The organism is Modestobacter sp. L9-4 (assembly GCF_019112525.1).
Taxonomy (GTDB): domain Bacteria; phylum Actinomycetota; class Actinomycetes; order Mycobacteriales; family Geodermatophilaceae; genus Modestobacter.
Window position 1 is genome coordinate 2,461,037 of the sequence record NZ_CP077800.1, and the last position, 13,501, is coordinate 2,474,537.

At 75.3% G+C, this 13,501-nt stretch carries 14 protein-coding genes; 5 read left to right on the forward strand and 9 right to left on the reverse strand.

The features are described from left to right. Positions 1-20: 20 nt before the first annotated feature. Positions 21-899 carry a helix-turn-helix transcriptional regulator gene (locus KUM42_RS11590; RefSeq protein ID WP_237492413.1) on the reverse strand — a complete coding sequence of 293 codons (879 nt, stop codon included), beginning with the start codon at positions 897-899 and terminating at the stop codon, positions 21-23. Between the two features lie 204 nt (positions 900-1,103). Between KUM42_RS11590 and KUM42_RS11595 the strand changes: the two genes are divergently transcribed. Beyond that, complete coding sequence (locus KUM42_RS11595; protein ID WP_237492415.1) at positions 1,104-2,099, forward strand: SDR family oxidoreductase; 996 nt, start codon at positions 1,104-1,106, stop codon at positions 2,097-2,099. A 175-nt stretch (positions 2,100-2,274) separates the two neighbouring features. On the opposite strand, the gene KUM42_RS11600 is transcribed toward KUM42_RS11595, so the two are convergent. Beyond that, the gene (locus KUM42_RS11600) at positions 2,275-2,718 is read right to left on the reverse strand and encodes an ester cyclase (RefSeq protein WP_237492417.1); all 444 of its coding nucleotides are present in this window, start codon (positions 2,716-2,718) and stop codon (positions 2,275-2,277) included. Between the two features lie 114 nt (positions 2,719-2,832). After that, on the reverse strand, positions 2,833-3,195 hold the full coding sequence (locus KUM42_RS11605; RefSeq protein ID WP_237492419.1) for a DUF4267 domain-containing protein: 363 nt from the start codon (positions 3,193-3,195) through the stop codon (positions 2,833-2,835). A gap of 140 nt (positions 3,196-3,335) precedes the next feature. On the opposite strand from KUM42_RS11605, the gene KUM42_RS11610 reads away from it, so the two are divergent. Further along, entirely contained in the window at positions 3,336-3,923 is a 588-nt protein-coding gene (locus tag KUM42_RS11610) for a TetR/AcrR family transcriptional regulator (protein WP_237492421.1), read from the forward strand. A gap of 75 nt (positions 3,924-3,998) precedes the next feature. Here KUM42_RS11610 and KUM42_RS11615 read toward each other — a convergent pair whose 3' ends face one another. The 3 genes from KUM42_RS11615 to KUM42_RS11625 all read right to left on the reverse strand — a co-directional run bounded on the left by KUM42_RS11615 (position 3,999) and on the right by KUM42_RS11625 (position 6,802). Next, complete coding sequence (locus KUM42_RS11615) at positions 3,999-4,976, reverse strand: hypothetical protein (RefSeq protein WP_237492423.1); 978 nt, start codon at positions 4,974-4,976, stop codon at positions 3,999-4,001. Beyond that, entirely contained in the window at positions 4,973-5,506 is a 534-nt protein-coding gene (locus KUM42_RS11620; RefSeq protein ID WP_237492425.1) for a SigE family RNA polymerase sigma factor, read from the reverse strand. Before KUM42_RS11620 ends, KUM42_RS11615 begins: the two co-directional genes overlap by 4 nt. An 84-nt stretch (positions 5,507-5,590) precedes the next feature. After that, the gene (locus tag KUM42_RS11625) at positions 5,591-6,802 is read right to left on the reverse strand and encodes a cytochrome P450 (protein WP_237492427.1); all 1,212 of its coding nucleotides are present in this window, start codon (positions 6,800-6,802) and stop codon (positions 5,591-5,593) included. 76 nt (positions 6,803-6,878) lie between these two features. Here KUM42_RS11625 and KUM42_RS11630 point away from each other — a divergent pair, with 76 nt between their 5' ends. Both KUM42_RS11630 and KUM42_RS11635 read left to right on the forward strand, forming a co-directional pair. Continuing rightward, a complete protein-coding gene (locus KUM42_RS11630) occupies positions 6,879-7,814 on the forward strand; it encodes a DUF5926 family protein (RefSeq protein WP_237492429.1) in 936 nt (311 codons plus the stop codon). Positions 7,815-8,004: 190 nt separating this feature from the next. After that, complete coding sequence (locus tag KUM42_RS11635; RefSeq protein ID WP_237492432.1) at positions 8,005-9,003, forward strand: cytochrome c oxidase assembly protein; 999 nt, start codon at positions 8,005-8,007, stop codon at positions 9,001-9,003. Positions 9,004-9,116: 113 nt separating this feature from the next. Here the strand turns inward: KUM42_RS11635 and KUM42_RS11640 are convergent, their stop codons facing one another. Continuing rightward, entirely contained in the window at positions 9,117-9,671 is a 555-nt protein-coding gene (locus tag KUM42_RS11640) for a sigma-70 family RNA polymerase sigma factor (RefSeq protein WP_255557499.1), read from the reverse strand. Positions 9,672-9,719: 48 nt separating this feature from the next. Here KUM42_RS11640 and KUM42_RS11645 point away from each other — a divergent pair, with 48 nt between their 5' ends. Next, positions 9,720-10,508, forward strand: a complete 789-nt coding sequence (locus tag KUM42_RS11645; RefSeq protein WP_237492434.1) for a zf-HC2 domain-containing protein — start codon at positions 9,720-9,722, stop codon at positions 10,506-10,508. A 12-nt stretch (positions 10,509-10,520) separates the two neighbouring features. Here KUM42_RS11645 and KUM42_RS11650 read toward each other — a convergent pair whose 3' ends face one another. Both KUM42_RS11650 and KUM42_RS11655 read right to left on the reverse strand, forming a co-directional pair. Continuing rightward, positions 10,521-11,762: an arginine deiminase gene (locus KUM42_RS11650; protein ID WP_237492436.1), complete on the reverse strand. Its 1,242-nt coding sequence runs from the start codon at positions 11,760-11,762 to the stop codon at positions 10,521-10,523. Between the two features lie 93 nt (positions 11,763-11,855). After that, positions 11,856-13,355 (reverse strand): DUF3352 domain-containing protein, encoded by a 1,500-nt coding sequence (locus KUM42_RS11655; protein ID WP_237492438.1) that lies wholly within the window; start codon positions 13,353-13,355, stop codon positions 11,856-11,858. Positions 13,356-13,501 lie beyond the last annotated feature (146 nt).

Below are 13,501 nucleotides of genomic sequence, written 5' to 3' on the forward strand. Positions count from 1 at the left end.
CACGCGGCCCGGGCGACGGGTCACCGCTGGCCCCCGGGACCGGTGTCGACGGCGCCCGGGGAGAGGGACTGGGCGCCGATCACCGCGAGCATCTCCAGCTTGTCGTGGTCCTCGGTGCCTGGAGCCGCGGTGTAGACCATCAGGCGGTGGGCCTGGTGGGGGTCGATGAGGGTCTGGCAGTTCACCTCCAGCCGACCGACCTCGGGGTGCTGGTAGCGCTTGACCTCGTCGAGGTGGACGCCGACCTCATGGACCTCCCACAGCGTGCGGAACTCCTCGCTCTCCGCCAGCAGCAGATCGGCCAGGTGGGCCGCGCGTGACCCCGGCCCTCGGACGGCGAGCAGGGCCCGGAGCCCGGCGGCGTACGTCCGCGACATGTGGGCGTGGTCCTCGGCGACGTGGCGGTCCCGGGCCGCCGGGTCGGTGAACCAGCGGTACCCCCGGCTGCGCGCCGGCCCGGTGTAACGCATCGCGTCGCCGACGAGGGCGATCCCCAGCGGGGTCTGCCGCAGGGTCTCCCCGACCTCGGTGACTATCTCGGCGGGGGTGTCACCGAGGCGGTCGAAGATCCGCAGCAGGCCGGGGCTGACGTGCTCGCTGCCGGACCCGCGGGTGGGGGGCTGGTGCCCGGCGAGGCGGAACAGGTGGTCCCGTTCGTCGAGGGACAGGTGCAGCCCCTGCGCGATCGAGGCGATCATCTGCGCCGACGGGTGCGGGCCGCGCTCGCGCTCCAGTCGCGTGTAGTAGTCGGCCGACATGTGGCACAGGGCGGCGACCTCCTCGCGGCGCAGGCCGGCGGTGCGGCGGCGCTGCCCACGGGGGAGGCCGACGTCCTCGGGCTGCAGTGCGCCTCGGCGTCCCCGGAGGAACTCCGCGAGACCTGCTCGATCGATGGCCACGTTCGTCCTCCTGGGGGTGGGGTGCGCCGACCGGCACGGGGGGCACGGCTGTGTCTACCGGCGCGGTGCGAGCGCATCCACGTCCTGCCGATCCCCCTCTCCGCGTCCCGGACGGGGGGATCGACGGGCCCTGCCACCCGCTGCCGGCACCGGGGACGGTGTGGTCACGACGCGAACGGCGCGTCACCGACGACAGGAGCCGACATGGCCCGCACCCCGATCGACATCACCGTCCCCGACCTGACCGGGAAGCGCGCCGTGCTCACCGGCGGCAGCGACGGCATCGGCCTGGTGATCGCCCGCCGACTGGCCGCAGCGGGCGCCGACCTCGTCCTCCCGGTCCGCAACCGCGGCAAGGGCGAGGCGGCCGTCTCCGAGATCCGGTCCCGCGTCCCCGGCGGGCGGATCACCCTGCACACGACGGACCTGTCCTCGCTCGCCTCCGTCGCCGCCTTCGCCGGCGCACTGCTCGCCGAGGGGCGGCCGATCGACGTCCTGATCGCCAACGCCGGGGTGATGACCCCGCCGGAGCGCCAGGTGACCGTCGACGGCCACGAGCTACAGCTCGCGACCAACCACCTCGGCCACTTCGCCCTCGTGGGGCACCTGATGCCGCTGCTGGTCGCCGGCCGGGCGCGGGTCACCTCGCAGTCCAGCGTCGCGGCGAGGAGCGGCGCCGTCCACTGGGACGACCTGGACTGGGCGCGCTCCTACCGGGCGGCGCGCGCCTACAGCTCCTCCAAGATCGCCGGGAGCCTCGTCGCCCTCGAGCTCGACCGCCGCAGCGTCGCGCACGGCTGGGGCATCACCAGCAACCTGTCCCACCCCGGCATCGCCCCCACCAGCCTGCTCGCCGCCCGGCCGGAGATCGGCCGGTCCGGTGAGTCCCGGGAGATCCGGCTGATCCGGCGGCTGTCGGCGATGGGCGTGGTGGGGACGCCGGAGACCGCCGCGCTCCCGGCGCTGCTCGCTGCGACCTCTCCGGACGCCGGTGGGCGCTTCTACGGTCCGAGCCGCTTCCAGCACATGAGCGGGGTGCCGGCCGAGCAGGAGCTGTACCGGCCGCTGCGCAGCGTCGAGGACGCCCAGCGCATCTGGGAGCTGTCCGAGCAGCTGACGGGCGTGTCGTTCCCCTCCGCTGCGGGCGCGGGGGAGCGGCCTGCGCTCGACCTCGTCCGTGACCGCGGCCTGACGGCCTGACCGGCGGAGCCGCCTCAGCGACCCCGTGACCGGTCATGAGTGGTCCCCGCCGGCGGCGGGGACCCGGACCTCCGGCAGGCGGGTCCCCCACCGTGGCCCTGCACGCGTCCGTGCCCGGGGTGCGGTCCTGGTCGTGCCGGACCGGGTCGCCCGCGGTCCGGGCGACCCGGTCGGGTCAGGACCAGGCGGGCCGGACGGGGGCGTCGGCCGGGGCGGTGAGCTGCGCCATGAGGCCGGCGAAGTCCTCCAGGTGCCAGGTGGTGACGATCCTCCCGTCGCGGACCTGGTGGAGGTCCATCGTGCGCATCTCGATGCGCCGGCCGGTGGGCGCGATGCCCATGAATGCGCCCTGGTGCGTGCCGCTGACGGTGTTGCGGACGGCGACCTTCTCGCCGTCGACGAGGACGTCCTGGTGCTCGACCTGGTAGTCGGGCATGGCCGCACGGAACAGGGCGATCTGGGCGGCCATGCCGGTGGGTCCCTGCTGCTGGCCGGGGGCCAGGGGGAGGTCGACCCAGTCGGGGCTGAGGACCTGGTCGTAGGTGGAGGTGTCGCCGGTGCGGAAGGGCTCGTAGAAGGCGCGGACGACGTCGGCGACGGACTGGGCGGTGCTGGTCATGGCAGGTGCTCCTCGGTGCGGGGTGGGTGGTGGGCGGGTCGTGCGGGAGGTGGACGGTCGCCTGAGCGGCGTCGTCCCCGCGGGGCTCGGCGGGTCGCTGAGCCCCGCGGTCGGTCAGACGAGGGCGAGGGTCAGGCCGGCGGCGAGCAGCAGCGCTGCGGTGACCCCGTGGACCCCGAGTGCGGTGGGGAGCCTGCCGCCGTTGCGCAGCACGATCAGCGCGTCGGCGACGGGGGTGAGAGCGGCGGCGACCATCGCCCAGCCGAGTGCGCTGTGGCCGGCGGTGGCCCAGACGACCAGGAGCACCACCCCGGAGGCGATGTCCCGGACGCCCTTGATCTCGGTGAGGGCGCGGAGGCTGTCCGGGGCGACGCCGTAGCCGGCCATCGCGACCCGGGGGGCCAGGAGGAAGCGGATGCCGACGGCGACGATGCCGAGGCAGGCGAGGAAGAGGACGACGAGCGCGGCAGTGGTCATGGGGGGGCCTCCGGGTCAGGATGCGCACCCTGAGTGAGGTGCGCGCTCACCGCATTCAGTGCGGCTGGTGATACTGTGGTGCGCGCTCACCTCACTTGTCAAGCGATGCCCGACACGGATTCGAAGAAGCGGAGAACGACATGGCTGCACCTGCCCGGCAGCGGATCCTCGACGCCACCGCCCGGCTCCTGAAGGAGAAGGGCATCGCCCGGCTGACCACCCGCGAGATCGCCCAGGCCGCGGACGCCGCCGAGGGCTCGATCACCAAGAACTTCGGCGGCAAGCTCGGGCTGCTCACCGCGCTGTTGTCCAGCGACCTGCCCGAGACGGTGGCCTGGCGCGACGCGCTCACCCCGCCCACGTCTCGGCCCGAGGACCTCCGGGCAGCACTGACCCGGGCTGCGGACGCGGCCATCGACTTCTACGCCGCCTCGCTGCCGCTGATCGCCGGCGCCGTCGCCGACGCCGCCCTCTTCGAGGCCTACCGCGCGGCGAACACCGCCAACGGGACCGGCCCGCAGATCGCCGTCCAGCAGATGACCGGCTACCTCGCCGCCTGGCAGCAGCAGGGGGCGCTCGACCCGGCCGCCGACGCTGCCGCGCTCGCCGTGATGTTCTGCGGCGCCGCCCAGCTCCACGCGTGGACCGACCACCTCGCCGGCCCCGACGCCCTGCCCGGCTCGCGTGCCGACCGCATCGACCAGGTCCTCACCAGCCTGCTCCGCTGACCACGGCACCGGACGACGTGACCGGACCCCACCCGCACGCCCCGGCCGGGACCCACTGGCCGGTGCGTGGAGGTCTCACCCGTAGGCGCGGACGACGCCGTCGAGCACCGCGGTGAACGCGTCGGCCGCGGCCACGGGTGAGTCGTCGTCCGCCGTGCCGTTGACGACCCACACCCCGGCCCCGCGGACGTCGGGCACGGCGAGCCACAGGTCGGTGACGCCGTGGGTGGACCAGCACCCGTACAGGACGCCGCCGCCGGGCAGGTCGGCGCGCGGGCAGCTGGTCGGCTGGTCCCCGGCGACGCTGACCGCGCTGCCGGCCAGCTGCTCGGGCGTGGTGCCGTCGCCGAGGAAGCCCACGCTGACGGTGAACGGGTAGTCGATGGTGTCGTACTGCAGGGGCACCGGCGCCCAGGTGCAGCCCACCGGGCCGCTCGGCAGGGTCCCCGTCCAGTAGCTCACCCGCTTCCCCAGGGCGGTGCCGAGCCGGTCGGAGAGCACCGGGCACGTGGAGAGGTCGTCCGCGGTGTCCGCTCCCGGGTAGGGCTTGCTCCCCGGGAGCCACCGGTCCCACTCGGTGGGTGACGTCAACTGCACGGGCTCGGTGAGCTCCGCCTGCAGTCGGCCCACGGTCGCCTGCACGGCGGCCAGGCGCTCCAGCGCATCGGCGTCCAGCGCGGCGGACCGGGCGGCCTTGCCGTAGGCGTCGGTCGCGCCGCCGGTGAGGACGGCGTCCCCGGAGTCCGCGGTGACCGGGTGGTCGGTCGGCAGGGCGGGCGCCGTCGGCGTCGGCGTCGGCGCAGGGGCGGTCGTGCTGGGTCCCGGCCGGGCGACGTCGACCGCGGCGGGGGAGGAGGACAGCGACCCGGCGGCCACCGGCACCCCGATGGCGACCGCCGCCACCACGGCAGCGACCGCGGTGAGCGTGTGCCGGGTCCGCCGCCGTCGGCGCCAGCGGGTCACCGCGCCGTCGGCGTCCGCACCGTGACCGCCGGCCAGCTCGTCGGCCAGGCCGTGCAGCCGGTGGGCGAGATCGCGCTCGAGCTCGGTCATGCGGGCCTCCTGGCGGAGCGTGACGGGTCGGTCGAGTCGTCGGGGGAGCGGTCGAGGACGGTGCGCAGCACGGCGAGCCCGCGGGCGGTGTGCTTGCCGACCGTGCTCACCGAGCAGCCCATCAGGCGTGCGGTGTCGGCCTCGGTCAGGTCGTCGAGGTAGCGCAGCACCACCGCGGTGCGCACCCGGGGGCTGAGCCGGCGCAGCGCGGTGCGCAGCTCGTCGGCCTCGGCGTGCGCGGCCTGCAGGTCGTCCCAGCTGCCGATGTCGGGCAGCTGCTCGACCACCTGCTCGCTGTTGCTCAGCCGCCGCAGCCAGCTCAGGTGGCCGTTGACCAGCATCTTCCGCACGTAGGCGACCGGGTCCTCGGCCCGGGAGACGGTGCCCCAGCGGCCGTAGGCGCGGGCGAGGGCGGTCTGGAGCAGGTCCTCACCCCGGCCGAGGTCGCCGGTCAGGAGCACGGCGGTGCGCAGCAGCCGCGGCCCGTGCGCACCGACGAAGTCGGTGAACTCCTCGTCCTGCTCCGTCACCCGTGTCCTCTCCCCGGTCCTACTGGGGAGACGCATCGGCAGCGCGGCCGGACCCCATGCCGTCCGGTCACGATCCGGTCACGGTCAGCGGGCGGTGAGCACCACCGGCAGGTCGGCGAGGCCACGGATGACGAACTCGGGACGGCGCACCGCCGGGGCACCCAGCTCCAGCGACGACGTGCGGCTCAGCAGTGCGCCGAAGGAGGCCTGCAGCTCGACCCGGGCCAGCGGTGCCCCGATGCAGAAGTGCACCCCGGCGCCGAAGGTGATGTGCGGGTTGTCGGTGCGGCCGACGTCGAGCGTGTCGGGGTCGGTGAACACCTGCGGGTCGCGGTTGCCGGCGCCCAGCAGGGCGGCGATCTTCTGCCCCCGCTCGACGGTGATGCCGCCGATGGCGACGTCCTCGGTGGCGGTGCGCTCGAAGAGCTGCAGCGGGGAGTCGTACCGCATCAGCTCCTCGATCGCCGTGGGCAGCAGCGCGGGGTCGTCGCGCAGGCGCTGCAGCTGGTCGGGGTTCTCCAGCAGCGCCAGCAGGCCGTTGCCGCTGACGTTGACGGTCGCCTCGTGGCCGGCGTTGAGCAGCAGGATGCAGGTGGTGACCAGCTCGTCCTCGGTGAGCTTGTCGCCGTCGGAGTCGCGCACGGTGACCAGGTGGCTGAGCAGGTCCTCGCCCGGGGCCAGGCGGCGCTCGGCGGCCAGCCCGCGGAGGTAGGCCACGAACTCCGCGGCGGCGCGCTCGGCGCCGTCCTCGGTGGCCGTCGTCCGGCCGTACTCGTACATCTTCACGATCGCGTTGGACCACGGGCGGAGCAGCGGCCGGTCGGCGGCCGGGACGCCCAGCAGCTCGGCGATCACCGCGACCGGCAGCTCCTCGGCCATCCCGGACAGGACGTCGACCGGGGTGTGACCGGCGGAGCGCTCCACGAGCCCGTCGACGAGGGAGTCGGCCAGCTCCTGCACCCAGGGGCGCAGCCGCTCGACGTGGCCGCGGGCGAAGGCCGCGCTGATCAGCCGCCGCAGCCGGGTGTGGGTGGGCGGTTCCATCTCCAGGATGGCGTTGCGGTGGATCAGGTTGAAGCTCTCGAACCGCTGCGCCGGCTCCTTGTCCGACCAGATGCGGCCCAGCCGCCGGTCGCGCAGGACGGCGTTGGACTCCGCGTGGGTGAACGCCAGCCAGATGCCCATCTCCGCCGACCACTGCACCGGCGCCTGCGCGCGGGCCGCGGCGAACGCGGGATAGGGGTCGGCGACGACGGCGGGGTCGGTGAGGTCCAGCGGCGGGGGCGCGAGCGTCACGGCCGGAGCCTACGGACCGGCCCCGGCGGCCCGGCTCGGCACGAGGACCCGGACCGGGCCGCATAGCCTGGAGCGCATGGCCCGCACCGCTACCCGCCGTCCCGCTGCCGCCCCCGTGGCCGAGGGCGAGATCAACCCGAAGGCCCCCTGCCCCTGTGGCTCCGGCCGCCGCTACAAGCACTGCCACGGCTCGGGCTACGCCCAGCCCGTGCTGCGCCCGTTCGAGGGCCTGCCCGGCGAGGCCGACTGGGTCGCGATGCGCGAGCTGGTCCCGGCCGCCACGGCGACCCTCACCACCACCGAGGGCCGCTCGGTCACCCTGGCCAGCGTGCTGCCCGGCGCCGTCCCGGCGCTCGTGCGCGCCGGTGGCGAGATCCTGCTCGGCGTCCAGCTGCCCACCTCCTCCGACGACGTCAGCCGCGACCTCGGGACCGCGCTGGCCGCCGCCCTGCAGGCCCCCGCCGGCGCACCGGTCGACCCGGGCCCGGTCGGCGGCGCGGGTTCGGCCGGCCCGCGGCTGCAGGAGCTGCTCGACCTCTCCGCGCCGTTCGAGGTCACCGTGCACGACGACTTCGGCTTCTGGCTGGAGGGCGCCGAGCTCGACGCCGCCACCCGGGCCGGGCTCGAGCAGGCCAACGAGATGGTCATGCCGACCGTGCGGCTCGCCGGGCTGGAGGCTGCCTACTGGTGCCGCCCGAGCACCGACCGTGCGCACGTGCGGTGGGCCCGCCCGGAGCCGGAGGAGGCGCTGCTGGACGCGCTGGCCCGGCTGTCGGCCGCCGAGCAGCTCACCCTCGGCGAGGGCACCCGTTACGCCGGCGCCTTCCGCGCGCTGGGTCTCGTCGTCCCGGTGTGGGACGTCCCGGCGGAGACCCCCGGCGCCGACTGGGCCGGCCCGTCGGCCGAGCTGCACGCCCGGCTGACCGACGCGCTGGCCGTGACCGAGCCGCTGACCACCGACGAGCGCCGCGCCCGCGCCGGTCTGCTCTCCCGGCAGGTCACCCTCCGCTGACGTCCCCCTCACCCCCGGCCGGGCCCCTGCGCGGGACCACCGCGGTCGGGGGTGAGGGGTCCGTCACGCGGCTGCCGGTGCGCCGCCCGGGGAACCGGGGGCCCGCCGCAGACGACTGCACGGGTGCCGGACGCCGCCCAGGCGACCGGCCTACCGTGGGGGCGGTACGCCTGGACTGAGGAGGACGACGGTGCCGGAGCACGACATGGGCGGCATGGGCGGCATGGGACACATGTACGTCCCCGAGCTCGGCCCGACCCTGGGCCGGGTGATCTCGCTGGACCTGGCCCACGCCTCACCGATCGCCTGGCTCGCCGTCCTGCTGGCCGCGGCCTACGTCGCGGGCCTGGTCCGGCTGCACCAGCGCGGTGTCCGGTGGGCGCCCACGCGCACCGTCTCGTTCCTGGCAGGTGCCGCGAGCCTGTTCTGGGTCACCGCCAGCGGCCTGCAGACCTATGGCATGGCCCTGTTCAGCGTGCACATGGTCCAGCACATGATCCTGACGATGATCACGCCGATCCTGCTGCTGCTCGGCGCTCCGGTCACCCTGGCGCTGCGCGCGCTGCCGACCAGCCAGGGCACCGCCGGCATGCCGCGCCGGCTGCTGCTCACCGCCCTGCACAGCCGGCTGGGGCAGCTCGTCTCCTCCCCGTTCTTCACCGTGCCGCTGTTCATCGCCAGCCTCTACGGCGTCTACTTCACCCCGATCTTCGACGACCTGATGTCGACGACACCGGGCCACACCTTCATGCTGCTGCACTTCCTGACCACCGGGATGCTGTTCTTCGGTCCGATCATGGCCATCGACCCGTGGCCGCGCCGCTCGGGCCACGGCGCCCGGATGCTCGAGCTGCTGCTGCCGGCCCCGTTCCACGCCTTCTTCGGCGTCACCGTGATGATGACCAACACCGAGCTGCTGAAGAGCTTCGCCGAGGTGCCGGCGTCCTGGGACGTGAACCCGATGTTCGACCAGGGCTCGGCCGGCGGCATCGCCTGGTCCTTCGGTGAGTTCCCGACCGTGCTGGTGCTGGCGGTCGTGTTCTTCCAGTGGGCCAAGTCGGAGGAGCGGTCGAACAAGGCCGTGGACCGCGAGCGCGACCGCGCCATCGCCCGCGGCGAGAGCGGCGACGACCCGGCGCTGGTCGCCTACAACGAGCGCCTGCGCCGGCTGGCCGCCCAGAACCCCTGAGGTGGAGTGGGTCCGCCGCGGTCACCGCGGCGGGTCCACTCCGGTCGGCGCGTGATGGAGTCCCAGCGCATCAGTTCCCGAGCCTGGGACTCCACTCAGCGGCCGGCTCCGCCTCAGGACGGACGGCGGCTGCGGGGGTGCTCGGCGGCCTGCAGGGCCTCGACCAGGTCGGCGCGGGCGCGCGCGACGCGGGAGCGGATGGTGCCGATCGGGCAGCCCACCACCTCGGCCGCCTCGGCGTAGGGGAGCCCGATCAGCTGGGTGAGCACGAACGCCTCGCGGCGCTCGGGGTCCAGCCGGTCCAGCACGTCCTGGGCCGCGACCGTGCCGCCCACCTCGTCGGCAGGCGTGTCCCGCTCCAGTGCGGCCAGGTCGGTGTCGTCGGCCACGAGCACCAGCCCGCGCCGCTTGCGGCTGCGCAGGTGGTCGGCGCACACGCGGCGGGCGATCGACAGCAGCCAGGTGCGCAGCGACGAGCGGCCCTCGAACCGGACCAGCGCCGGCAGCGCCCGCAGGTAGGTCTCCTGGACGAGGTCCTCGGCGACCTGCCGGTCGGCCAGGTGGGCGCACAGCCGCCACACGTCGACCTGGGTCTCCCGGATCAGCGCCGCCTGCGCGGCAGGGTCGCCCTGGGCAGCACGGGCCGCCAGGTCCTCCAGCTGCCCCACGTGGTGCCTCCCGGGAACTCATCACCTGTCATGGGCGACTATGCCAGCGTGCACTGTGCTTCGTTTCGAGAGGCCGTCTCGGCCGGTCTGGACGGCGAGCCGCTCGGGATGCCCCAGGAGCGGCTCGACGCCCACCTCGCCGGCTGCCCGGCCTGCCGGAACTGGGCCGACGCCGCCGCCGAGGTGACCCGGCGGGCCCGGCTGGCCCCGGCGACCGCAGTGCCCGACGTCACGGCCGCGGTCCTGGCCCGGCTGCCCGAGGGCGGCCGGGCGGTGGGCCGCCGCGGCCGCGTGACCGGCATGGCGCTGCGGGCGGCCCTGCTCCTCGTCGGCGTGGGGCAGCTCGCCGTCGGGTGGCCGGCGCTCACCGGGGCGATGGACATGTCCGGCTCGGTGCACGTCTCGCACGAGACCGGTGCGTGGAACCTCGGCCTGGCCGTCTGCTTCCTCGGCGTCGCCGCGCTGCCCCGGCTCGCCCCGGGCTCGCTGCCGTTCCTGCTGTCGTTCACCGTGCTGCTCAGCTGGGTCACCGTGCGCGACCTGGGCTCGGGCCACGTGCACGAGGGCCGGGCCACCGGGCACCTGCTGCTGGTCGCCGGCGCCGTCCTGGTCAGCGCCCTGGCGTTCCGCGGCCGGTCGGCGCGCACCGGGCCGCGGCCCACGGGCACGGCGTGGCCGGCGCGGTGGCGCCCGGCCTCGGACGGCGCGGCACCCGCAGCGGTGACCCGCACCGGCCCGTGGCCGGGCGACGCGGTCGCCTCCGCGGGGGGCCAGGCTGTCGCCTCGGACGGTCGGCGCCCGGCGGCGGCTGCGGACGGGCAGCAGCAGGCGGCCTGACCGGCCCGCCGGTCAGGCCGGCAGCGGCTCCCGCAGCACCGGGCAGGACATGCACCGCGGGCCGCCCCGGCCGCTGCCCAGCTCCGACCCGGCGATCGCCAGCACCTCGATGCCCGCAGCTTCCAGCGCGGCGTTGGTGACGGTGTTGCGCTCGTAGGCCACCGCCAGCCGCGGCGCCAGGGCGAGGGTGTTGTTGCCGTCGTCCCACTGCTCGCGCTCGGCGGTCACCGGGTCCAGCCCGGTGTCGATCAGCCGGAGCCGGTCGATCCGCATGGCCGCGGCGGCCGCGATCAGGAACGGCTGCGGGCCCGTGACGGAGAGCTCCGTGGTGTCGGCGTCGTCGGGCAGCTGCTCGCCGGCGGTCACCGTCCACGCCTGCAGGTGGTCGGCCACCGCGGGGTACATGACCAGCGCGTCGACGTCGACCATCGTGGCGATGGTGTCCAGGTGCATGGTGGCCCGCTCCTGGGCGATCGGGACGACGAGCACGGTGTGCGCCAGCCCGCGGGCGAACACCCGCCGGGCCAGCCGCTCCGCACCGCCGGCCGTCGTCCGCTCGCCGACGCCGACGGCCAGCACACCGTGGGCCAGCAGCAGGACGTCGCCGCCCTCCAGGTGCTCCAGGTGCGCGCCGTAGAGCTGCTCGACCCCGGCGAAGCGCGGGTGGTGGGTGTACAGCGCCGCGGTGAGCGCGCTCTCCCGGTCCCGGGCCGGCATCGCCAGCGAGGTGACCGCGACCTGGTCGCCCACCCACACCGAGGAGTCGCGGGTGAACATCAGGTTGGGCAGCGGCGGGACGACGAACTCCCCGCGAGCCATCAGCTGGTAGGCGAGCCCGCGGCCACCGCGCAGCTCGTCGTGGGCCACCCCCACGATCAGGGCCCGGGCCAGGTCCTCGGGTGCCAGGCCGTCGAGGTGCGCGGTCGTGGCGTGCCGCAGCGTCGCGCCCAGCCGCGGGTCGTCGACGGCGGCGGCGATCACCTCGGCGCGGGCGGTCGGCAACGACATCACCTCGGCGAGCAGCCGGTCCAGGTGCAGCACCTCGACGCCGCGGTCGGTGAGCGCCGCGGCGAAGGCGTCGTGCTCCTCCTGGGCGCGGTCGACCCACGGCACGCCGTCGAAGAGCAGCTGGTCGTTGTTGCGCGGGGTCAGCCGCCGCAGCTCGTCCCCGGGGCGGTGCAGCAGCACGGTGCGCAGCCGGCCCACCTCACTGCGCACGCCCACGGGAGCGGAGGTCTGGCTCGCGGCGGTCATGCGGTCGAGCCTCGCCGATCACGATCACCGGGGCCAGCCCGGGTCACCCGGCCGGGCGGCCGGGCGGGCACGGGGCCCGTCCGGCCGCAGGCGTCAGCGGGTGGTGACCCGCAGGACGAACCGGCCGCCGTCGTCGGCGGTGGAGGCGCTGAACCCGACGGCGCCCAGGGCCGCGTAGTCCTGCGCCTGGGTGGCGTCGTCCCCGCCCTGCGCGATCACCTGGTCGATGACCCTGCCCAGGTCGACGAAGCCCACGGCCCGGGCGTCGTCGAGGTCGGGGACGGCGGCGCGGAACGACGCGGTGTCCCCGAGCCCGCCGTCGGCGGACAGCGCGTCGGCGAGCTCCTGGTCGCTGGCCAGCACGTAGCCGTCGTCCAGCGGGAGCACCCCGACCGGGAGGTCGGCGTCGGCGAGCAGGCTGTCCAGGACGTCGGTGGCCCGCTGCGGGTCGTCGGTGCGGACCCGGGCGCCGAAGGAGGGAGCAGACAGGTCACCGGAGACGGCCACGGCCAGGTCGCTGCCCAGGACCGCCCCCAGGTCGTCGGGCAGGTCGAGGCCCAGCGCGTCGATCTGGTCCTGGAACTCCGCCAGGGCGCCGGAGTCCTCCAACTGGCCCCAGGAGCTGGTGAGCGACTCCCCGAGACCGCTGACCGACAGGGCGGCGACCGAGTCCGCGGGCAGGGCGGTGACGAGCGCGGTGGGCCCGCCGGCCGCCGACGCCGCCGTCGGCGCCGTGCCGCGGGCCAGGCCGGTCACCTCGAGCGCGTCGTCCTCGGCGTGGACGCCGAGCACCACCCGCCCGCTCAGCTTCTCGTCGCCGAGGGTCTGCTGGGCCATCGGGACGACGCCCTGCAGGCCGGCGAGGTCGGCCCACGCGACGGCGACCTGGTCACCGTCGAGCGCGTCGCGGTCGGCGTCGTAGTCGGCGTCGGAGTCCAGCGTGCTGCTCGAGGCGGCGAGGCGGTCGACGAGCTCCTGGGTCTGGCCGAGCAGCACGAAGTCGTCGCGCACCGCGAAGGCGAAGTCGGCGTCGGTCACGGCGCCGAGCCGCTTCGTCATCTCGTCCTCGTCGGTCACGGCCAGGACGACGACGGGTGCCACGCCGGCCTCCGAGCCCGGGTCCGGGACTGCGGCCACGGCCATCCGGTTGCCCAGCCACGGCTCGACGTCCCGGTCGTAGGTCAGGCCCCAGTCGTTGTCGGCCAGCAGCGGGGTGATCAGCGTGCTCTTGAGGTCGCCGTCGTCCCCGCCCTGGGTCAGGGACGGGAACTTCTTCATCAGCGACGACACGGCCATCTTCTGGCCGGCCGCGGGGTCGAGGTCGACCTTGACGAAGGCGAGGGTGTCGGCCGGCAGCGCCTCCTCGGGCTGCGCGCCACCCCCGGAGACGTAGGACGCGACGGCGTAGCCGGTCCCACCGATCACGAGGACACCCGCGGTGGCCCCGGCCACGAGCAGGCCGCGGCGGAGACGGCGCCCGCCGGTGGCGCCCGGCTCGGCCGGTGCCGACGGCAGCCCGTCGTGGATCTCGTCGGCGCCCGACCAGCCGGGGCCGGGGGGCGGGGTGGGGCCGGCCGGTGGCGGCTGGGTCACGTCGGGTCTCCCGGTGTCGAGGCATCGGGCCGCCGCCGCGGTCAGCTGGTGGTCCACCCGAGGTCGTGCCCTGGGTTTCGATGCCGGTGGCGCCGTTCTAGCACGACCGGGGCCGGAACCGGCCCGGTTCCGGCGCGACGCGGCCG